The organism is Amycolatopsis sp. NPDC049868 (assembly GCF_044461365.1).
GTDB lineage: Bacteria > Actinomycetota > Actinomycetes > Mycobacteriales > Pseudonocardiaceae > Amycolatopsis.
The window spans coordinates 556,725-576,791 of record NZ_JBITKV010000001.1 but is presented as its reverse complement, the minus strand read 5'-3'; the positions used below and the strand labels follow the sequence as shown (position 1 = coordinate 576,791).

Genomic DNA, 20,067 nt, shown 5'->3' with positions numbered 1-20,067 from the left:
CTTGCAAAGCAAAATAGCTTTCCCGCTGATGCTACCTGGGGAGTTCCGTTGCTGATGACCACCGCGGACGCCGAAACGGGGCGTCCTCGCACCACCCGTGTCGCTTGCCGTCCGTCCGGAAGCCGGTACCTGGTGTCCGCGCCCGACGACGATTCGCCTTGGTACCGCGACCTCCTCGTCAGTCCACAAGCGACGCTCGAAATCGACGGGGTGCCGCACGCCGCGCGTGCCGTGCCGCTCGAAGGCGGGGAACGCGGGTTCGCGTTGCACCTGCTGGAAGTCGACGCCGCCCGTGGCCGCGCGATCGCCGATCAACTGCTCGTCCACCACGGCGAACTCAGGAAGACCTTGGCGGCCGCACGGGCCGAACTCGACGGCGGGCCGGTCGCGGACCGGTCGGGCCTGCGGCGCGAACTGCTCGGCCATTGCGTGACCTTCTGCAACGACCTGCGTATGCACCACCTCCGCGAGGACGGCGCGTTCACCGCGATCGAGAAGGCCCATCCCGGCCTCGCGCCGGCGCTGAAGCGGCTGCGCCAGGAGCACGAGAGCGTGTCCCGTGCGCTGCTCGATCTCGACGCTTTGCTTCAGGGCGAGGGAGACCTCGGCGCGGTACGCGAGAAGTTCGAGCGGGTCGCCGCGGGGCTGGAGGAACATTTCGCCTACGAGGAGGCGAATCTGCTTCCGGCGCTTCGCGGGGCGGGGTCGCCGGTCGCGCCGGTTACTCCGAGTGGGTGAGACCGGCGGGCCACTTGGCGGGAAGCACCGGTAACGAATGTCCGTTCCTGGGCGACTGATCGTTGTCCGCACCGATCGGCGCGACGCCCCCGACCGGAACAGTGAGAACCGAATGAAGCTTCGAAGAACCTCACTTCTGTCTCTTGTGGCCGCGGTGGCCACGATCATGCTCGTGGCGCCCACCTCCGCCCTCGCGGCCCCGCCGACCAGCGCGGTGGAGGTCTCGCCGACAACCGTCCAACGTGGACAGTCGTTCACCGTGACGCAGACCGTCTACAACGCCGACGCGACGTCGACGATCGAGGGCGGCAAAGCGACCCTCTACGGCAAGGAATCCTCGCTGCCGGGGCTCGTCGACCTGGTGTCCTGTCCCGGCGCGTTCGCCTGCGACGTGCTCGGCAGCAGCATCCGAGGCGGCGTCGGCACCGTGACCCCCGGACAGAGCAAGACCGTGGTGTTCACCCTCCGGGTCAAGGACGACGCCCCGCTGGGCACTGTCACGCTGCAGCACCAGTTCGTCGGCGACAACTACAGCTTCGAGATCCTCGACGGCCCCGTGCTGACCATCACCGACGCGCCGAGCGCGGCCGACCTCGGGGTCACGCTGACCGCGTCTCCGCGCGGAATCCTGACTTCGTCGATCGACTACACGGTCAAGGTCACGAACGCGGGCCCGGCCGCGGCGTCCGGGATCCGGGTGGTGTCGACCCTCGGCAACGGGCTGCGCTTCACCGGCTCGTCCGTCTGCTCGAACCCGAGCGGTACGAAGGTCGTCAATTGCGACTTCCCGTCGCTCGCGTCCGGAGCCAGTGCGACGGCGAAGTTCTCCGTGGCCGCCGGGCTGCTGACCCTCGGGCCGGTCAAGACGACCGCGAAGATCACGCAGAGCTCCGTCGCCGACCCGAACGCGGCCAACGACACCGCGTCGTCGACCTGCACGGCGGTCACCGGTCTGCTGCTCAGCTGCTGATTCCCGCCCTTCGGCACCTGCTCGCGAGCAGGCGCCGAAGGGTGTCAGCGCAGGCGTTCGGCGCGAGCGTGGAGGTAACGCTGGTGCGGCAGGCCGGTTGCCCGCCGCGCGGCGTCCACATAGGACTCGATGGCTTCGGCGGTGTCGCCCGCCATCTCGAGCAGATGCGCGCGGGCGGCGTGGAACCGGTGGTCGCCGGAGATCCGGTCACCGAGTTCTTCCAACGCCGCCAACCCTTCTCTCGGCCCGCGGGCCATCCCGACGGCGACGGCGTGGTTCAGCGCCACCACGGGATTGTCGGAAAGCCGCAGCAGAAGTTCGTACAGCGCCTCGATCTGCGGCCAGTCGGTCTCCTCGGCGCTCGGCGCCTCGTCGTGCAGAGCGGCGATCGCCGCCTGGATCTGGAACTGCCCGGTCGGCCCGTTCGGCAGCGCTTCGGACAGCAGCGAGATGCCCTCGGCGACGTACCCGGCGTTCCACCGGCCCCGGTCCTGTTCGGACATCGGGATCGGCGCGCCGTCCGGCCCCGTCCTCGCCGGGCGGCGCGCGTCGGTGAGCAGCATCAGCGCGAGCAGGCCGGTGGCCTCGCTGTCGTCCGGCGCCAGCCGGTGGACGATCCTGGCCAGCCGGATGGCTTCGGCAGAAAGATCGCTCCGCACCAGATCGGGGCCGGACGTGCTGGCGTAACCCTCGTTGAAGATCAGGTACAGCACGTGGAGCACCGCGTCGAGCCGTCCCGGGGCCGGCGGCAGGCCGAACGGGACGCCGCTGGCCTTGATACCCGCCTTCGCGCGGCTGATCCGCCGGGTCATCGTCGCCTCGGGGACCAGGAACGCGCGGGCGATCTCCGCCGTGGTGAGGCCGCCGACCGCCCGCAAGGTCAGCGCGATCTGCGACGAGGGCGAGAGAGACGGGTGACAGCACAGGAAGAGCAGGACGAGCGTGTCGTCCGAGTCGGCCGTCCGCCGGTCCGCGGCGGGCGCGAGGTGCTCCTCCGGCAGTTTCCATTGGAGGACGGTGTCCTCGCGACGGCGCCGCGCCTGCTCGGCGCGGAGCAGATCGGTCAACCGCCGCGAGGCGACGGTGATGAGCCACGCTCGCGGGTTCTCGGGCCGCCCTTCGGCGGGCCATTGCGTCGCGGCCGCGAGAAGTGCCTCCTGCGTCGCGTCCTCCGCCAGATCGAAGTGACCATAGCGGCGGACGACGGCGCCGAGGACCTGCGGCGAAAGCTCGCGCAGCAGGTCTTCGACGCCGCTGTCCGGCATCTAGAGCTCCAGCTCTTCGAAGCTGTCGGCGCACGGCCGGATGTCGACGTACCAGTCGCGGCCGAGGTCGCTGCCTTCCGGATGCGGGGTGTTCGCCAGCTGGGCCGCGATCTCGGTCGCGCGGTCGTAGCTCGCGCAGTCGACGGTCGTGTACCCGACCAGGACCTCCTGTGTCTCGGCGTACGGGCCGTCCGTCACCACGGGCACGCCGTCACGCAGGGAGACGCGGCGGGCGTGCGCCGGCTGGGAGAGGCCCTGCGCGTCGACGAACTCGCCGGACTCGACCAGGTCGTTGTTCCACTTGGCCATGAACTCGTGCAGGGCCTTGACCTCGTCGGCGCTCCAGGCGCCGCCGATGTCGGCGAGGTCCTTCTGCGACCCGAACATCATGATCATGTACTTCACGGTTCTCTCCTCTCGGCCGGCACCGTTTCGGTGCCTTCTGCCGGGGACGTCGGAGCCGCCGGACAGGACCGGACATCGTTCGGCGAATTCTCCCTCAGCCGCGGTCGGCGGCGGTGTTCATCGCGTCGGCCGGTTCCAGGGTCCGCCCGCCGGTGATCTTGGCGTAGAGGTGCGCACCGCCGAGGACCGGCGGATATTTCGGCGGGTTTTCGGCGGATTGGCAGGTCGGGAGGCATTCGAACCGCGCGTCGTGGTCGCCGTCGAAGAAGAACGCCACGCTTCGCCGTCGTGACGGTCCCGGCCCGGACGGCGGCACGACCCGGTGCAGGGTGGAGCGCCAGCGGTCGTTGGTCCACTGCGCGGTGAGGTCGCCGAGGTTCACTACCAGCGCGTCTTCGGCGGGGATCACGTCGTGCCAGGCGCCGTCGGGCCCGTGGATCTGCAGGCCGGGGACGGGATCGGCGTAGAGGACGGTGACGATGCCGTAGTCGGTGTGCGCACCGAGCCGCATCTGCCCGGGCAAGGGCGCGGGGGCTCCGGCCCGGCGCTCGAAGTGATTCACCCGCAAGGTGCGTGTCGGGTGCCGGGTGTACGCGTCGAGGTAGCCGTCGGGAAGCCCGAGCGCCTTCTCGAAGATCTCCAGTAGCACCCGCGCGACACGGTGCGCCTCGTCGGCGTACTCGGTGAGCGCGGGCCGCAGGTTCTCCGGCAGGTCGGGCCAGATGTTCGGCACGAAGAAGCCGTACGGGTCTTCGCCGTCGATGTGCTCCGCGCCGATGACGAACGATTCCGACAGGTCGGGCGGCGTCGTCTCACCGAGGCTGTACGCCAGCCCTTCGGTGCCTTCGGCCGCGTATCCGCGGTCCGAGGCTCGGTCGGCGGGCGCGGAACGGAGCTTCTCCTCGACAGGGAGCGCGAAGAAGGCCGCGGTCGCTTCGCGCATGGCGTCGATCGTCGCCCGCGGAATGCCGTGCCCCACGACCTGCAGGAACCCCACGCGCGTCAACGCCTCGTCGACGGCGTGCGCGAGCCGCGCGCGGTCGCCGTCGTCCCAGCTGCTCAGGTCGACCGTCGGTACGAGAGTCATAACGTGACGGTAGCCAGGGTGGTGCCGGTGATCACCGGGCCGCGGTCGTCCGATCGGGCGATCTGTCCTGCCCGATCGGCCCGCGCAGGCTCACCGCGCACAACACGCCGATGAGCAGCGCGCCGACGGGAAGCAGGAAAGCGGCCTTGACGGCGTCCGTGAGCGCGGCACCGGTGACCTGGGCGACCAGCTCCCGTGCCTGGGCGGGCAGATCCGCGGCGACCTCGGGGACACCCCCGAACTCGCCGGCCGCGGCCGCCGCGCCGGCCTCTCCGGCGAATCCGTCGACGAAACGCTGCCGGAACTCCGCGGGCAGCACGGCCGCCGCCTCGTTCGCGCGGGCCACCATCGAGGCACTGGTCTGTGCCTGGAGCAGGACCCCCACGGCCGCGCTGCCGAGCACCCCGCCGACCTGGCGTGCGGTGTTGAAGATGCCCGAAGCGCTGCCGACCAGCGATCGCTCGACGGAGTTGATGGTCACGTTGTTCATCGGGGAGAAGGTGAACCCGACGCCGAGACCGCAGAGCAGCAACCCGGGGAGCAGGGCCTGCGGCGAGCTCGCCGGGATGAGCACCAGCGAGACGACACAGAGGCCACCGCACAGGGCGAGCATCCCCGACATCAGCAGGTACTTGGGGTTCACCCGGTCCGACAGCCTGCCCGCGAACGGCGCGACGCCGCCGGACACCACGGCGAGCGGCGCGATGAGCAGACCGGCGTCGGCCGGGGACAGGCCGAGCACCGACTGGAGGTAGATGACGAACACCAGGAGCAGGCTGGTCATCGCGAAGCCGACCGTCACCGCCGACGCGGCACCGAGGGAGAAGTCACGATGGCGGAAGATCCGCAGCGGCAGCAGCGGTTCGCGGCGGTTGGCCCGCTGCCACAGCACGAAACCGCCCAGCAGCAGCACACCGGCCCCGATGATGTCGAAGGCCGTTCCCCAGCCGTACGTCTGTCCATTTTGGATACCGAAGACGACGCAGACGAGTCCGGCACCGAAGAGGAGGATCCCGGGAACGTCGAACCGGTGCGAGTTCCCCGGTCGCCAGTCGGGGACGAGGACGACGGTGAGCACCAGCGCGATCAGCCCGACCGGAACGTTCGCGAAGAAGATCCATTCCCAGCCGAGCTGGTCGACGAGCAGGCCGCCCAGCACCGGACCGGCGATCATGGCGAGGCCCGCGACACTGCCCCAAGCACCCATCGCCGGGCCTCGTTCGTCCGGCGGGAACAGATGCGTGATGAAGGCCGTGGTCTGCGGGGTCATCAACGCGGCGCCGAAACCCTGCACCGCCCGGGCGACGATCAGCGTTTCCACGCTGCCGGAAAGCCCGCACCACAGCGACGCCCCGGTGAACACCAGCAACCCGGCGACGAAGACGCGCTTCGGCCCGAGCCGGTCACCGAGCCTGCTGGCCGGCAGGATCGGGACGGCGTAGGCGAGCAGGTACACGCTGGTCACCCAGATCACCGCGGTCAGCTCGGTGCCGAGTTCGCGCACCATCGACGGCACCGCGATGTTCACGATGCTGATATCCAGCATGACCATGAAGAAACCCAGGCACAGCGCGAAAAGCGCGGACCAGGGCCGGATTCGCTTCGTCATCCGTCCTCCTGTTCCCGGCACCGGAGGGGTGGGACGACGAGCGGGACCACTCGCCGCCCACCCCGGGTTCACCCCGCCTGCCGCACCATCTCGGCGGGGCGGGAGAGGGCCGCCCTGGCGCGGTCCGGACGGCCGATGCCCTGATAGGAGAGGCCGGCCGTGGCCACGATGAGCGGGTCGAGCAGGTTCCGGGTGTCGATGACGGACCGGCCGTGGAGCCGGTCGGCGATCCGCCCCCAATCGAGGTCGCGGAACTCCGGCCATTCGGTCAGCAGCACGATCGCCGCCGCGCCCTTCGCCGCGTGATAGGCGGTCCCGGCGATCCGCACGTCGTCGGTCACGCCCGCCACCGGCGCGTGGACGCTGGGGTCGTAGCCGGACAGTTCCGCGCCTTCCGCGGCCAGCCGGGCCGCGATCGCCAGGGAGGGGGAATCCCGCAGGTCGTCCGTCCCGGCCTTGAACGTCAGGCCGAGCAGGGCGATCCGGACCCCGGCGAGGTCGCCGCCGACGGCCTTGCGCACCTTGCCGACCACCAGTTCCTGCTGTTTGACGTTGGTGTCGATCGCCGCACGCAGCAGGGCGAAATCGCTGCCCGCCGATTCCGCGGTGCGCAGCAGCGCGAAAGTGTCCTTCGGCAGGCAGGAACCGCCCCAGCCCGGTCCCGGCCGCAGGAACGCCTTGCCGATCCGGTCGTCGTAACCCATCCCGGCCGTCACGTCGTCGATGCTCGCGTCGAGGTACTCGCACAGTTCGGCGACCGTGTTCACAAAGGACAGACGCGTCGCGAGATAGCAGTTGGACGCGTATTTGATCATCTCCGCGCTCGAAGAATCGGTCACCAGGACGGCGGTGTCGAGGTTCTCGTACAGCGCGGCGACCCGCCGGGCGGGGACCGGGTCGCGATCGGCCGAGCCGACCACGATCCGGTCGGGATTCAGGAAGTCGTGGACGGCGAACCCTTCGCGCAGGAATTCGGGATTGGACACGACCGCCACGTCGGCACGGTCGATCAGTTCCGCGACGCGGGCCGCCGTGCCGACGGGAACCGTCGACTTGTTCACCACGACGCAGCCGTGCGGCAGCAGATCCCGCACCTCGGCCACCACTGATTCCAAAGTGGACAGATCCGCCGCGCCGGTCGCGCCCATCGGCGTCGGCACGCAGAGGATCACGATGTCCGCGCTCGCCGCCGCCGCGCTCGCGCCGAGCACGAAGTCCAGCCTGCCGGACGCCAGCCCGTCCACCACCAGTTCGCAGATCCCAGGTTCCCTGATGGTCGCCTCACCGCGCCGCAACGCGTCGACCTTCTCCTGGTCGACGTCCGCGCAGACGACGTGGTGTCCCAAGGACGAAAGGCACGCGGCCGTCGTCAGCCCGACGTAGCCCGCGCCGATGACGGCGACTTCGGCCCCCATGGTTGCACTCATTTCCTTACCTTTCAGTGCGGATTTCGTGTTCAGCCGGAAAAGCCTTGTGTCAGTTGGCGTGCGGGATGGCTCGGATCCCCTCGTACGGGGTCTCCTTGCCGAGGTAGTCCACCGTCTCGAACAGGCCGATCGCGCCCATCGGGTAACGTGCGCCCGCTTCCGCCGCGAAGACGCAGGGAAGGATCTGCTTCCGCTCGGAGGCGGCGGCCTGGCCGCTCTTGCGGATGTGCTTGTGGGTGTGGATCAGGATCGGCATGTAGCCGCCACCGAGGAACGAGCCCGACTGCAGGACCGCCCCGCCGACGCAGTCGATCACACAGCCCTTGCCGAGGATCGCGTCGCGGCCCTGGTAGTAGTACGAAGGCGTGGCGAGCGTGCCGTGCTCCACATGGAACACGCCCGCCGAGAGGCCGATGATCGAGCGGCCGCAGGTGCGCAGCACCGATCGGTAGAAGTCGACCAGGATCGGCCGGACGGTCGTGTCCGGAAGCGAGAATTCCCCGCACATCAAGGTGATGCGCACCAGTTCCGCGAGCGTGAGGCCGGAGCCGTGCTCGCCGGGGAATTCCTGGTCCCACGGCACCAGGTAGTCCGACGGCGCCACCATGGTGGTCCCGACGTCTTCCAGGATCAGCCGTTCCGCGTCGCCGACCTCCTCCGCCGGCACGACGCCGTTCGCGAGGACGCGCACGGCGAGCATGTGCCTGCTCTCCAGCGTCTTCGCCCTGCTGGCCGCGATCAGCAGGTTGAGCCTGCCGGTCACCGTTTCCGGGATGTCGAAGAGGTGGTCGATACCGTCGGTGGGGACGGCGATCTTCGCCTGCAGTCCGCGTTTGGGCAGTGGTTCGTAGGAGTCGACGACCTCCTGGAAAGCGCCGGTGAACTCGCCCGCCCCGATCTGGACGAGCCGTTCCGCGGCCAGCGCGCGGTAGTCGTAGGGGATCGAGGTCGACGTCGACAGCACGACGTCGGCGAGCAGGGCGCGATAGCGGTCGTCGTCCAGGGAGGACGCGGCCAGTTCCAAGGACAGGTAAGGGGATTCGTCGCCGGGGCCGTGGATCCAGCTCGCGGTGTAGGGCGCCTCGAACCGGCACGCCTTCGCGAACAACGCGCGGGCGTCGTCGTCGTTCTTGATCTGGCCGGTGACCTCGGCCAGCGCCACGTCGCGGTCCGAGACCTCGGGCAGCATGTCCTTGGCCGGCCGCAACAGTGTCGAAAGATCCTCGATGCTTCGCGTCATGCTTCGCTCCCAATTCGTGCGTACTTCTCGTTTTCCGTTGTCTGCGGGAAGGTGCCGGTGAACATCGCCGAACCCAGCGCGGCGAGGAACCGGTGCTCCGCGGGGCGGACCACCGTGGTGCCCTCGCCGAGGTGCCGCAAAAGGTCCAGCTGGGTCAGAAGTGCCTCCTTGAAATGGTTGACGGCGATGAGGAAATGGCTTGGCGGTGCCGTATGCCGGACGTGGATCGCGTGGATGTTCTTGTGATCGGGGTCCGCGCCGAAGAGGGGCTCGAAGACCAAGGTGACGTGTCTCCCGGACTGGAGTTCCACGTCCGCGAAGCGGTACCGGAACTCGGAGCCGTACGGGATGACCGCCGGGGCGATGAAGTTCCTCGAAACGCTTTCGGGGAAAGCGAATCCGGCCAGTTCGGGGAAGGCGATGGCACCGGTCGACGACGTGTAGAGCTCGACGTCGGGCAGGCCGGGAGCCGTGGTCCGCACCCGCATCTCCGCCGTCACCGAAGACGGCACCGTGCGCAGATAGGTCCGGTACTGATCGGCGGGGAGGATCGCGCGCAGAATGCTCAACATGTGGAAGCCCTCGTAGCCGGCTTCGCCGTACTGGGTGTCGACGAACCTGCCGTTCGCGACGTCGAGCTCCCGGTTCTTCGTGAATTCGATGGTGATCTTCCGGATCGGGTCGGACTCGCCGAGGTTCCGCACGGAGGCCGCGAAGCGCTGCACGGCCTCGCTGTGCGAGTACACGTCGTTGACGATGATCCGGGCGCGGGGATGACGCCGGACCGTGCGGCCGAGACCGGTGAGGTCCTCCGGGTAGCAGGCCGGTTTCTCCAGCAGGACACGGGCATCGGGCTGCCGCCGCAGGATCTCGTCGACCACCGCGAGATGGGTCGCCGTCGGGGTGGCGACCACCCAGGCGTCGACCGACGCCGGATCCGGCACCTGGGCGACCCGCTCCCAGTCGGCGCCGTCGCCGATGTCCACCGTGCGGATCCGGTGTCCCGCCTGGCCGTAACAAGCGGCGTACAGCGAGCCGATCTTGCCGAGTCCGACGATGACGATCGTCTTCTCAGCCAGCGACGGTGCCGACACGGGCTTCCCCTCCCCGTGACCGGATGGCGTGGCGGGCGGCGGACGTGCCGGCCGCCCGGCCGAGCACGGCACCCGCCATCAGGCCGGTGCCGCCCGGATAGCCCTGGTCGTAAAGACCGCCGACGATCACGCCCGCCGCGTACAGGCCGCTGATCGGTTCGCCGCCGCCGCGCACTTCGGCGTCCGGGGTCACGGACAGCCCGCCGTAGGTGAAGGTCAATCCGCAGACCACCGGGACGAACAGGTACGGCGGTGTGTCGAGCCGCTTTTCTTCCTGGTCCGCATGCAGCCGCTGGATTTCGGCGGTCAGGTTCGTGGCGTCGATACCGAGCCGCCGGGCGCCTTCCTCCAGCGAGGAGACGGTGACCGACGCGGGATCGCCGACATAACCCTGGGGAAGCGCGCCCGACGAGACGACCTTGTCGTCGAAGATCTGGAAGGCCGTTCTCCCGGGCTGCTCCTGGATCTTCTGGCCCAGCGTGACGTAGGTGAGGTTGCTGTAGCCGCCGGATTCGTCGAAGAACCGGCGTCCTTCCCGGTTGACCACGACGCCCAGCGGATAGGCGTACCGGGCGAGGCCGTGGGATTTGTGCATCTGTCCCGGCAGCATGTGGTCGGGCAGTTCGATGCCCTGCGGTGTGGTGTGGCACTTCTCCCAGTTGCCCGCCGTGTCCGCGCCGAGTTCGACGGCCGCTGTCAGTGGAGCGCCCTCGTTGAACGGGACGCCTCGCAGCTTCACGTCCCGCCACTCCTCGCCGAGGTGACGTTCACGCAGCCGGTCGTTCGCCTCGAAACCGGCCGACGCCAGCACCAGCGCGTCGGCGATCGCCGGGAACGCGGGACCGGAACCGTGGAGCAGGTACCGGCCGTCGGCGGTCTTCTCGAAGCCGGTGACCGCGCTGTCGTAGAAGACCGTTCCGCCGAGCCGTTCGAACCGGCCGAAGTTCCGGTCCTGCAGGCTCTGGCCGCCGCCGTCGAGGACGATCGGCACGTCACCGGGAAGCGGAGTCGGTCTCGGCGCCCAGCGCTGCCCGAAGTCGCGCATCCAGGCGATCGTGTCCGTCGAACGGCGGATGATCGACTCGATGAGCGCGACGTCCACCTGGTCGCCGGACACCCGCAGCCAGTCGCCGAGGTACTCCTCGCCGGTATAGCCGGTGCGGCCCGCCAGTATCTCTTCGACCCGTTCCTTGTCCGCCTGCCGTAGCAGGGCGGCGATGAACGTGCTTCCCTGCCAGGAGAAACGCATCGTCCTGGTCAGGGAACTGTTCCCGCCGCGCAGTTCTTTCGGCGCGGCTTCGAAGACGCTGACGGAGGTCGCGCCCGACTGCAATGCGGCTATCCCCGCGCAGAGCCCCGCATTACCCCCGCCGACGACGGCCACCTGCCATTCGGCCGCATCATTTTGCCCGTTATGCATCAACAACGCTCCACAATCCGGTGTTCGCCATTCAGGGACGACCGAGTTCGAACAAGACCGAGCCATATCGCCGGAGGACAGAGCGAATGCTTATGTCGACGCACGGTCACCGGGCGAATACAGGTCTGGTCCGTGAACAAGTGGTCTTCTGCTGGATTCGCAGCTTTCGTTCCTCGTGTGTGCTCAGAAAGGCGGCGCACGAGGAATATCCTTCGGAATCGGTGGCCGCCGCCGGATTCGGGCGACGGCAGACGTCATCCGGTCTTCAGAACAGAGATTTCAGTGGACGCCTTCCAAGATGAACCAGCCGTTTCCGCCGGGTTCACCGTCGCCCTTGACGATGGTCGTACGGATTCCTCTGGTTTGCTCATTTTCTCCGGCCCGGCATTCCCGGGACTCCCCAGATTCGGCCGGCGTGGGGACCGGTTGACGTCAGCCTGACTTCCTGACCAGCGCAGGGGCAACCTTCGGGTAGTTCGGCCTTGTTCGAAATTGTTCGAGTGGGCCGAACAGCAGATTCCGGCGCCGCTGAATGGCGGTATCGCGGCTGAGATCGCCTCCGTCAATCTAGAGCGATGATCGTTGACGAGGGGGACGGCGACGGGGAGTCGCCGACGACGGTTCACCCGCCGGACGCCGCGGCTTCACCGGCTGAGTTCACGGCGGCACTGCGTGTATTGAGAACGTGGTCCGGACTGACTTATCGGCAGTTGGCCGGAAAAGCCAAAGAACTCGGGGGAACCCTTCCGGCGAGTACGGTCGCGACCACCCTCGGCCGCACCACGCTGCCCCGCGAATCGTTCGTCGAGACGTTCACGCGCGCGTGCGGGTTGAACGACGAAGAGGTACGGCGGTGGCTCGACGCCCGGACACGGATCGCGATGGGGACTTCGCCGCGGCCCGCCGAGGAGACGAAAGCGGAAGCCGTCGCGCCGCCGGAACCGGAACCTCGACGCCGCCGTCGCTGGCGGGCGCCGCTCATCGTGGCCGCGATCGTGAGCGTCGTCCTCGTCGGGACATTGGGATATCTGACGCGCTCCTTCGGGGCCTCCTCCAAGGCCAAGGACACCGTGGCCGTGGTGCCGGGGCTGGACGTGCGGGAGGTGGGCAGCTGGGCGCGGATCCGGCCCGCGCGCTCGCCCGAGTTCTGCCTGGCCGAAGGGACGGACCGGACCCGGCTCTACTCCGGAACCATCGTCGCCCAGCAGGCCTGTGACGATGACGCGTCGCCACATCTGTTCCTCGACCCCGTCGGGGAAGAGAACGCCGTGCAGATCCAGTGGCACCACCCGGAGACCGGGGTCGGCTGCCTCACGGTGGTGAACGAGGGACTGGGGCACGACCTGCTCGAACCCCGCGACGACTGTGACGACGATGGTATGGACCAGCTGTTCACCATCGGCTCGGCCGGTCCGGCGGAACCGGGGCGGTTCGTCATCCGGCCGGTCGGCACCAGCCAGTGCCTCGGCCTGCGTGACCTGGACACCGTGGCGGGTACCGAGGTGGTGCGGGAACGCTGCTCCGGTGCGCCTGACCAGACGTTCTTCATCGATCTGATCCCGCCTCCGTGATCGCCCGGCCGGGTTGTACATGAAGGCCCCCTTCCTGTACCTAGGCGCAAGGATGGGGGCCTTCATGTACTGGGGAAGGTGTGAAGGTCGAGTTGCCGAGTGAAGGGAGCCTTCACGCGCAGCAGCTGTGACCGCTGTGGCTGCTGGTGTACCTGGCCCGCGATCAAGCCGCGACCGGAATCCCGTAGGCGCCCTTGGCCCTGACGACCCAAAACACTCACGACCCCCGGGCGGCCGTGTCGCGAAAGCCACTTTCGGGACATCAGACGTCGCGAAAGTGGCTTTCGCGACATGCCCCGGCATCACGCCACGTGAGGATTTGGCGGGCGCCGGGAACCAAAGGCGACCTTTCGACGACTTGTGGGGCTGAATCGTGCGGCCCGGCGAGCGGAGAGAGATGCACTGGTACGAGGACGACGACCTGTGGGTCGGCTTCGCGGACGTGATGTTCCCGCCCAGCCGGGCCGAAGAGGCCGAACGCCTGACGGCCACGTCACCGCTGCTCGAAATCGCGGACGGCGCGAAGGTGCTCGATCTGGCGTGCGGCCCGGCGATCCACGTCGTGCCGTTGGCCAAGAGGGGTGCCGACGTGACCGGCGTCGACCTCAGTCCGGCGATGCTCGAACGAGCCCGCGTGGCCTGCGAAGACGCGGGAGTCGCCGCGAAGCTGATCCAGGCCGACATGCTCGAATACACCGAGCCTGGCGCGTACGACCTGATCATCAACATGTACACGTCGTTCGGCTACTTCACCGATCCCGGCGACAACCTCACGGTGCTGCGAAACGCCTACGCCAGCCTCGCGCCCGGCGGCAGGCTGCTGGTCGACGTGCTCGGCAAGGAGGTGCTGGCGGGCTGGGTCGGGCGGCCGAAGGCGGTCGACGTCGACGGCGGGACGGTGTTCATGCGCGACACCATCCTCGACGACTGGACGCGCCTGGAAACCGAGTGGACCCTGGTTCGCGGCGGCGAGGCGAAGCAGGCGTCGATCCTCTCCTTCTTGTACAGCGCCGCGGAACTGAAGGCGCTGTTCGAGACGGCGGGCTTCACCGGTGTCGAATGCTTCGGTGACTTCGACGGCTCGCCGTACGACAACCACGCGCGCCGCCTGATCGTGCGTGGTGAACGTGCCGGCTGAACCGCTCCGCCTCTTCGCGGAACCGGACGACACCGCGCGCTCGCTCCGCCTCACCGGTCCGGTGCTCGTGCTTTCGGCCGCGCTCGTGATCTCGCTGATCGCGGGCATCGCGCTCGGCCCGTCGAACGTCGCTCTCGCGGATGTCCTGCGCTACCTGGGAAAGGCGATCACCGGCGGCACCATCACCGCCGACGAGGTCACCGGGTACTCGATCGTCTGGCAGGTCCGCACGCCGCGGGTACTGCTGGCGGCCGTGGTCGGGGCGGGGCTCGCGGTGGTCGGGGTGGCCGTGCAGGCGCTGGTCCGCAACGCCCTCGCCGATCCGTTCGTGCTGGGGATCTCCTCCGGCGCCTCGGTCGGCGCCGCCGCCGTGGTCGTGTTCGGCCTCTTCGCCGGGCTCGGCGTGCTGGCGCTGTCGACGGCGGCCTTCCTCGGCGCGCTCGGCGCGACGGCGCTGGTGTATCTGGCCGCCCGCAGCAGATTCGGGCTGACGCCGCTGCGTCTCGTGCTCACCGGGGTCGCGCTCACCTATGCCTTCCAGGCCGTGATGAGCGTGCTCGTCTATCTCTCGCCGAACGGCCAGGCCGCGCAGACCGTGCTGTTCTGGCTGCTCGGCAGCCTCGGCTCGGCGACGTGGGCGTCGCTGCCGCTGGCCGCGCTCGGGGTGGCCGTCGCGATCGTGGTCCTGCTGCGGTACGGCACCGCGCTCGACGTCCTGTCCATGGGCGACGAGACCGCGATGAGCCTCGGCACCGACGCGGCCGCGGTGCGCCGCTGGCTCTTCCTGCTCACCGCGGTCGTCACCGGGCTGCTCGTGGCGGTCAGCGGTTCGATCGGGTTCGTCGGACTGGTCCTGCCGCATGTGGTGCGGATGATCGCTGGTTCGGGGCATCGCCGGGTGCTGGCGCTCGCGCCGCTGGTGGGCGCGGTCTTCCTGGTGTGGGTCGACCTGCTGGCCCGCACGCTCGTCGCCCCGGAGGAACTGCCGCTCGGCGTGATCACCGCGCTGATCGGCGTTCCGGTGTTCCTCGTCGTGATGCGGCGCCGCGGCTACGCGTTCGGAGGTCGCTGATGCTGTCGCTGCGCGAACTTTCCGTCGAGGTGGCCGGGACGACGTTGATCCGCGAGCTGCGGCTGGACGTCGGCATGGGCGAGGTCGTCGGCCTCCTCGGTCCCAACGGCAGCGGCAAGTCGACCGCCTTGCGCTGTGTCTACCGCGCGCTGGCTCCGTCCGGCGGCGCGGTCCTGCTCGACGGGACCGACATCGCGGAACAGGGCCTGCGCGACACCGCCCGTCGGATCGCCGCGCTCACCCAGGACAGCCGGGCGGATCTCGACTTCACCGTCGAGGAGGTCGTCGCGCTCGGGCGGTCGCCGCATCAGCGCGGCAATCTCCGGCTTTCGGCCCGTGAACGCGCGCTGTGCCGGGAAGCGTTGCGGCGGATGGACATCACCCATCTCGCGCAGCGCAGTGTGCTGACGCTTTCGGGCGGTGAACGGCAGCGGGCCCTGGTGGCGAGGGCGCTCGTGCAGGAACCGGAGGTGCTGGTCCTCGACGAGCCGACCAACCATCTCGACGTCCGGCACCAGGTGGAACTGCTGAAATTCCTGCGTGACTGCGGGCTCACCGTGCTCGTCGCGCTACACGATCTCAACCTCGCCGCCGCCGTCTGCCACCGGATCGCGTTGCTGCGCGCCGGATCGCTCGCCGCCTGCGGCACCCCGGCCGAAGTGCTCACGCCGGAAACGGTCCACGCCGTGTTCGGCGTCGAGGTCACCCGGGTGACCCACCCCGTGACCGGTGCGCTCCAGCTGCTTTACGACCTTCCCGCCGACGAAACCGAGGGGATCTCACGATGAAGCCGTCCAGGGTGACCGCGCTCTTCGCCGCGGCACTGCTCCTGAGCGCCTGCGGTGCCCAGGTCGAGGCAGGACCGACCGCGCCGGCGCAGGCCACGGTGACCAACTGCGGCGCGCAGGTCACCTTCCCGGCGCCGCAGCGTCCGGTGGCCTACGACGTTTCCGGTGCCGAGAAGCTGTTCGCACTCGGTCTCGCCGGTCGGATGCGCGGCTACGTGATGAATTCGCTCGGCGATCCGTCGATCGCCGGTTCGCCGTGGAAGGACGACTACGCCAAGGTCGAACGGCTCGGCACCTCGCGGGTCACCCGCGAGATCCTGGTGAACGCCAAGGCGGATTGGGTGATCGCGGGCTGGAACTCCGGGTTCAGCGAGGAACGCGGGATCACGCCGAAACTGCTGGAGCAGGTCGGCATCCGCAGTTACCTGCACACGGAGACCTGCTGGGAGTATCCCACCGCGAAGTCTGAGGTGACACCGCTCGAAGCGCTCTACACCGACCTGCGCAACCTCGGAGACATCTTCGGCGTCCGTCAGCGAGCCGACGAACTGGTCGCGGAACTCAAGGGGCGCTTCGACAAGGTCCGCGCAGGAGCCCCGAAAACGCCGCCCGCCAAGGTGTTCGTCTACGATTCCGGCACGGATCAGCCCTTCACCGCTGGGAAACACGCCGCTCCCAACGACATCATCGACGCCGCGGGCGGGACGAACGTCTTCCGCGAGCTGCAGGACGGCTGGGGGAGTGTCGGCTGGGAAGCGGTGGTGAAGGCCGAACCCGAGGTGATCGTCGTGGTGGACTACGCCGACCGGCCGGCGCAGGACAAGATCGCGTTCGTCAAATCCGCGCCACAGCTGAAGAACACGCCCGCCGTGCGCGACAACCGGTTCCACGTCATCTCCTACGGCGACCTCGTGAGCGGTCCCCGTAACGCGGCGGGCGCCGAGTCGCTGGCCGCGTACCTGCGCTCGATCGGCCGGTGACCGCGATGTCCGCGCTGGTCCACGAACACGTCACCGACGCGATCAAGACACCGTCGCTGATCCGGCTCGAACCGAACGTCGTGCTGATCCGCTTCGAAACGCTGAAGGTCTACGCCGCGCTCGGCGCGGTCCGGTCGCTGCTCGCCGACGGGTCCGTCCGAAAAGGACAGACGTTGATCGACAGCTCCAGCGGGATCTACGCGCTCGCGCTGGCGATGGCCTGTCACCGCTACGGCCTGCGCTGTCACATCGTGGCGTCCACCACCGTCGATCTCACGATGCGTTCGCAGCTGGAGATCCTCGGTGCGACGGTGGATCAGATGCCGCCGTCGGACGACCTCCGTCTCGACCAGCGGCGCCGGGTCGCGCGCGTGCGCGAACTCCTGGACCGGCATCCGGACATGCACTGGATGCGCCAGTACCACGATCCCGTGCACTATCTGGGGTACGCCGAGGTCGCCGACCTCGTCGCCCGCGCACTGCCGTCCGGGCCGCTCACCGTCGTCGGCAGCGTGGGCACCGGCGCGTCGACCGGCGGGATCGCGCGCTCGCTGCGTGAACGAGATCCGGACGTCCGGCTGACCGGCGTCCAGCCCTTCGGCAGTGTCACCTTCGGCAGCGAAAGGTTCACCGATCCGGACGCGATCATCGCGGGTATCGGCTCGGCCATCCCGTTCGACAACGTCGATCACGAGCTGTACGACCGGATCCACTGGCTGGACTTCGTGCACGCCATGGCCGCGACGGTCGGCCTGATGCGCGAGCACGCCGTGTTCGCCGGGCTGTCCACCGGCGCCGCGTACCTCGTCGCGGGCTGGGAGGCGGCACGGAATCCGGACCGGACGCATGTGGTGATCGGCGCCGACACCGGACATCGCTACACGGCGAGGGTTTTCTCCCGGCATCGGGAGGCCGTCGACCCGGCGGGACTCGCGCCGCGCGAGATCACTTCGCTGGACGAGCTCGCCCTGCCGTGGGCCGCCATGGACTGGCGGCGCCGCCGATTCGGAAAACCCTCGCTGCCGTTGTACCGGAAGGAGCGGGCGTCGTGACCGTCGTCCTGTTGGAAGCACTCACCTTCGGCCTGGGCAGGCTGGCCGACGCGGCGGCGGAGGCCGGGCGGAAACTGGTGCTGTTCACCGGAAACCGCGATATCTACCGCTACGAGCTCGGCACGCTCGGCCCGGGCAGGCTCGAAGTCGTCGACATCGACACCACCGACATCGAGGCCTGCGAAACCGCCTTGCGCGCCATCCCGGACCTCGCCGGGATCATCAACTCGACGGATACCTGGGCGCTGCCGGGCGCGGAACTCACCGCCCGGCTCGGCCTGCCCGGCCCGGACGCGGCCGCCGTCCGGGTGTTGCGGGACAAGGGCGCGGTGCGCGATCTGCTGTACGAACACGGGCTCACCCGAGGCAGGCCGGTGCCCGTCATGGTCGCCGAAGAACTCGGATTTCCCATGGTGGTCAAGGATTCTTCGGGAACGTCGTCCCGTGGGGTGTGGCTCGTCCGCGATCAGGCCGAACTCGACCGGGCGAGGCTGGAGGCGAAGGAAACGCCGCTCAAGGGACATCTGATCGCCGAGCCGTATTTCGCCGGCCCGCTCTACAGCGCGGAAACCGTCACCTGGCAGGGACGGACGCGGTTGCTCGGGATCCTCTCCCGTCAGCTTTCGCCCGAACCCGTGCGACGGGAGGAGGCCGCGGCGTTCCCGGTGGCCTTCCCCGCGGCCGAGTACGCCGGGCTCGCCGACTGGATCGGCCGGGTGCTCAAGGCGGCCGGACACGAGCAGGGCTTCGCGCATACCGAGTTCGTGCTCACCGCCGACGGCCCGGAGGTCGTCGAGATCAACATCCGGATCGGCGGGGCGATGCTCGGCGAGGCGTTGTGCCGGTCGTTGGGCACCAACGTCTATTCCGCGATGATCGCCATGGCGCTGGGCGAGGAGCCCGCCCTGCTCACCCAGAAGATCGGCGGAGGACCGGGGATCGGGTTCGTCCTCGCGTATCCGGCCGCGGAAGGCGTGCTGAGGGGCTGGTCGGGGCTCGACAGGTTGCCCGGTCTGCCCGGCGCGCCGGAGTGGTACCCGACGGCGAGCCCCGGCGACGAGATCCGGCATCTCGCGGATCAGCGGTCGTGCACCGGGATCGTCCTCGCCGAAGGGGCGACGGCGGAACTCGCGTTGCATCGCGCGCTCGCCGCGGCGGGCGGGATCACGCCGGAGATCGATTCTTGAGAGTTCTCTCAGATGGATAGCTCTACTTTCTGTTTTGGAAAGTGGAACTATCCATCTGGAGGGAACTGTGGGCGAAGCAGTGGGCAGGCGCGCGGTGCTCGGAGGCGCGGCGGCGGCCGGTGTCGCGATGCTGGCGGCGAACACGGCAACGGCGGGGGAAGACCGGCGGCGGTTCGCGGGCAAGGTCGTGATCGTCACCGGGGCGACGTCGGGGATCGGCCGTGCGACGGCCATCGCCTTCGCCGCGGCCGGAGCCAAGGTCGGTTTCTGTGGCAGGCGGGAAGAACTCGGCCGCGGGGTCGAGCGGGAGATCCGCCGCGCGGGCGGGGAGGCGACCTATTTCCGGGCGGATGTCCGGGTCCCCGAACAGGTGCAGGCCTTCGTGGACGACGTCGCCCGCCGGTACGGCAGGCTCGACATCGCGTTCAACAACGCGGGGATCCACCTCGGCAAGCCGCTGCACGAGATCTCCGTCGACGAATGGGAGGACGTGCAGCGCACCAACGCGCGCGGCGTGTTCCTCTCGATCAAGTACGAGGTGCCGCATCTGCTGAAAGCGGGCGGCGGGGTGATCGTCTGCACCGCGTCGGCGCAGGCCGACCAGACCAGGCCGGGGCACGCCGCCTACACCTCGAGCAAACGCGCCGTGCAGGGTCTCGTGCGCGCGGCCGCGCTGGACTACGGGGCGAAGGGGATCCGGGTGCTGTCGATCGATCCGGGGACGATCGACACGCGGCTGGTGCGGCCGCCGGGTATTCCCGACGATCTGTGGGCGCAGTTCAAGAAGGCTTGGGGCCCGTTGAACGTCCACGGCCTGGCGAGGATGGGCGAGGCCACTGAGATCGCTTCGGCCGTCCTCGCTTTGGCGTCACCGGATTTCGGCTACCTGACCGGGGCTTCCGTTCTCGTCGACGGGGGTTTGAACACCGGGCGGCCGATGGTGATGCCGCCCGGCTTCACTCCGCCTGCCTGAGTGGGCCGAGCGCTGGTCGGTGCGCCTTCGGTTCTCTTGAGGGGTAAGGCA

Annotated in this window: 18 protein-coding genes; 10 read left to right on the top strand and 8 right to left on the bottom strand. The window is 69.0% G+C overall.

Translation table 11 applies throughout. The annotated features are described in order from the left end of the window. The first annotated feature begins 54 nt into the window (after nt 1-54). Together ACIBTM_RS02900 and ACIBTM_RS02895 are read left to right on the top strand one after the other, a co-directional pair. Nucleotides 55-738 (top strand): nitroreductase/quinone reductase family protein, encoded by a 684-nt coding sequence (locus ACIBTM_RS02900; protein WP_395874885.1) that lies wholly within the window; start codon nt 55-57, stop codon nt 736-738. Nucleotides 739-850: 112 nt separating this feature from the next. Further along, nucleotides 851-1,708 (top strand): DUF11 domain-containing protein, encoded by an 858-nt coding sequence (locus tag ACIBTM_RS02895; protein WP_395874884.1) that lies wholly within the window; start codon nt 851-853, stop codon nt 1,706-1,708. A 44-nt stretch (nt 1,709-1,752) separates the two neighbouring features. Here the strand turns inward: ACIBTM_RS02895 and ACIBTM_RS02890 are convergent, their stop codons facing one another. The 8 genes from ACIBTM_RS02890 to ACIBTM_RS02855 all read right to left on the bottom strand — a co-directional run bounded on the left by ACIBTM_RS02890 (nt 1,753) and on the right by ACIBTM_RS02855 (nt 11,255). Beyond that, nucleotides 1,753-2,973 carry an RNA polymerase sigma factor gene (locus ACIBTM_RS02890; RefSeq protein WP_395874883.1) on the bottom strand — a complete coding sequence of 407 codons (1,221 nt, stop codon included), beginning with the start codon at nt 2,971-2,973 and terminating at the stop codon, nt 1,753-1,755. After that, entirely contained in the window at nt 2,974-3,369 is a 396-nt protein-coding gene (locus ACIBTM_RS02885; protein ID WP_395875775.1) for a YciI family protein, read from the bottom strand. A 103-nt stretch (nt 3,370-3,472) separates the two neighbouring features. After that, a complete protein-coding gene (locus ACIBTM_RS02880; RefSeq protein WP_395874882.1) occupies nt 3,473-4,465 on the bottom strand; it encodes an isopenicillin N synthase family dioxygenase in 993 nt (330 codons plus the stop codon). A gap of 31 nt (nt 4,466-4,496) precedes the next feature. Beyond that, nucleotides 4,497-6,074: a DHA2 family efflux MFS transporter permease subunit gene (locus ACIBTM_RS02875; RefSeq protein ID WP_395874881.1), complete on the bottom strand. Its 1,578-nt coding sequence runs from the start codon at nt 6,072-6,074 to the stop codon at nt 4,497-4,499. 68 nt (nt 6,075-6,142) lie between these two features. Beyond that, a complete protein-coding gene (locus ACIBTM_RS02870) occupies nt 6,143-7,501 on the bottom strand; it encodes a UDP-glucose dehydrogenase family protein (RefSeq protein ID WP_395874880.1) in 1,359 nt (452 codons plus the stop codon). Nucleotides 7,502-7,550: 49 nt separating this feature from the next. Next, nucleotides 7,551-8,741: a hypothetical protein gene (locus tag ACIBTM_RS02865; RefSeq protein ID WP_395874879.1), complete on the bottom strand. Its 1,191-nt coding sequence runs from the start codon at nt 8,739-8,741 to the stop codon at nt 7,551-7,553. Continuing rightward, complete coding sequence (locus ACIBTM_RS02860; protein ID WP_395874878.1) at nt 8,738-9,835, bottom strand: Gfo/Idh/MocA family oxidoreductase; 1,098 nt, start codon at nt 9,833-9,835, stop codon at nt 8,738-8,740. Before ACIBTM_RS02860 ends, ACIBTM_RS02865 begins: the two co-directional genes overlap by 4 nt. Then, nucleotides 9,813-11,255 carry an FAD-binding protein gene (locus ACIBTM_RS02855; RefSeq protein ID WP_395874877.1) on the bottom strand — a complete coding sequence of 481 codons (1,443 nt, stop codon included), beginning with the start codon at nt 11,253-11,255 and terminating at the stop codon, nt 9,813-9,815. The genes ACIBTM_RS02860 and ACIBTM_RS02855 overlap by 23 nt, the downstream gene beginning before the upstream one ends. 575 nt (nt 11,256-11,830) lie before the next feature. Between ACIBTM_RS02855 and ACIBTM_RS02850 the strand changes: the two genes are divergently transcribed. From ACIBTM_RS02850 to ACIBTM_RS02815, 8 genes are all read left to right on the top strand, one after another. Continuing rightward, nucleotides 11,831-12,826 (top strand): helix-turn-helix domain-containing protein, encoded by a 996-nt coding sequence (locus ACIBTM_RS02850; protein ID WP_395874876.1) that lies wholly within the window; start codon nt 11,831-11,833, stop codon nt 12,824-12,826. A gap of 397 nt (nt 12,827-13,223) precedes the next feature. Next, nucleotides 13,224-13,964: a class I SAM-dependent methyltransferase gene (locus tag ACIBTM_RS02845; RefSeq protein WP_395874875.1), complete on the top strand. Its 741-nt coding sequence runs from the start codon at nt 13,224-13,226 to the stop codon at nt 13,962-13,964. Next, nucleotides 13,945-15,036 (top strand): FecCD family ABC transporter permease, encoded by a 1,092-nt coding sequence (locus ACIBTM_RS02840; RefSeq protein ID WP_395874874.1) that lies wholly within the window; start codon nt 13,945-13,947, stop codon nt 15,034-15,036. The genes ACIBTM_RS02845 and ACIBTM_RS02840 overlap by 20 nt, the downstream gene beginning before the upstream one ends. Beyond that, entirely contained in the window at nt 15,036-15,824 is a 789-nt protein-coding gene (locus ACIBTM_RS02835) for an ABC transporter ATP-binding protein (RefSeq protein WP_395874873.1), read from the top strand. The genes ACIBTM_RS02840 and ACIBTM_RS02835 overlap by 1 nt, the downstream gene beginning before the upstream one ends. Continuing rightward, a complete protein-coding gene (locus tag ACIBTM_RS02830; RefSeq protein ID WP_395874872.1) occupies nt 15,821-16,804 on the top strand; it encodes an ABC transporter substrate-binding protein in 984 nt (327 codons plus the stop codon). The genes ACIBTM_RS02835 and ACIBTM_RS02830 overlap by 4 nt, the downstream gene beginning before the upstream one ends. Then, the gene (locus ACIBTM_RS02825; RefSeq protein WP_395874871.1) at nt 16,801-17,856 is read left to right on the top strand and encodes a cysteine synthase family protein; all 1,056 of its coding nucleotides are present in this window, start codon (nt 16,801-16,803) and stop codon (nt 17,854-17,856) included. Before ACIBTM_RS02830 ends, ACIBTM_RS02825 begins: the two co-directional genes overlap by 4 nt. Further along, nucleotides 17,853-19,043, top strand: coding sequence for an ATP-grasp domain-containing protein (locus ACIBTM_RS02820; protein WP_395874870.1), 1,191 nt, complete (start codon nt 17,853-17,855; stop codon nt 19,041-19,043). The genes ACIBTM_RS02825 and ACIBTM_RS02820 overlap by 4 nt, the downstream gene beginning before the upstream one ends. 67 nt (nt 19,044-19,110) lie before the next feature. After that, nucleotides 19,111-20,016, top strand: coding sequence for an SDR family NAD(P)-dependent oxidoreductase (locus tag ACIBTM_RS02815; protein ID WP_395874869.1), 906 nt, complete (start codon nt 19,111-19,113; stop codon nt 20,014-20,016). Nucleotides 20,017-20,067: the final 51 nt, after the last annotated feature.

Excerpts from the sequence above, each read along its gene's own strand:
- ACIBTM_RS02900 (WP_395874885.1), top strand. The coding sequence starts at position 55 with ATGACCACCGCGGACGCCGAAACGGGGCGTCCTCGCACCACCCGTGTC.
- ACIBTM_RS02895 (WP_395874884.1), top strand. The coding sequence starts at position 851 with ATGAAGCTTCGAAGAACCTCACTTCTGTCTCTTGTGGCCGCGGTGGCC.
- ACIBTM_RS02890 (WP_395874883.1), bottom strand. The coding sequence starts at position 2,973 with ATGCCGGACAGCGGCGTCGAAGACCTGCTGCGCGAGCTTTCGCCGCAG.
- ACIBTM_RS02885 (WP_395875775.1), bottom strand. The coding sequence starts at position 3,369 with ATGATCATGATGTTCGGGTCGCAGAAGGACCTCGCCGACATCGGCGGC.
- ACIBTM_RS02880 (WP_395874882.1), bottom strand. The coding sequence starts at position 4,465 with ATGACTCTCGTACCGACGGTCGACCTGAGCAGCTGGGACGACGGCGAC.
- ACIBTM_RS02875 (WP_395874881.1), bottom strand. The coding sequence starts at position 6,074 with ATGACGAAGCGAATCCGGCCCTGGTCCGCGCTTTTCGCGCTGTGCCTG.
- ACIBTM_RS02870 (WP_395874880.1), bottom strand. The coding sequence starts at position 7,501 with ATGAGTGCAACCATGGGGGCCGAAGTCGCCGTCATCGGCGCGGGCTAC.
- ACIBTM_RS02865 (WP_395874879.1), bottom strand. The coding sequence starts at position 8,741 with ATGACGCGAAGCATCGAGGATCTTTCGACACTGTTGCGGCCGGCCAAG.
- ACIBTM_RS02855 (WP_395874877.1), bottom strand. The coding sequence starts at position 11,255 with ATGCATAACGGGCAAAATGATGCGGCCGAATGGCAGGTGGCCGTCGTC.
- ACIBTM_RS02850 (WP_395874876.1), top strand. The coding sequence starts at position 11,831 with ATGATCGTTGACGAGGGGGACGGCGACGGGGAGTCGCCGACGACGGTT.
- ACIBTM_RS02845 (WP_395874875.1), top strand. The coding sequence starts at position 13,224 with ATGCACTGGTACGAGGACGACGACCTGTGGGTCGGCTTCGCGGACGTG.
- ACIBTM_RS02835 (WP_395874873.1), top strand. The coding sequence starts at position 15,036 with ATGCTGTCGCTGCGCGAACTTTCCGTCGAGGTGGCCGGGACGACGTTG.
- ACIBTM_RS02830 (WP_395874872.1), top strand. The coding sequence starts at position 15,821 with ATGAAGCCGTCCAGGGTGACCGCGCTCTTCGCCGCGGCACTGCTCCTG.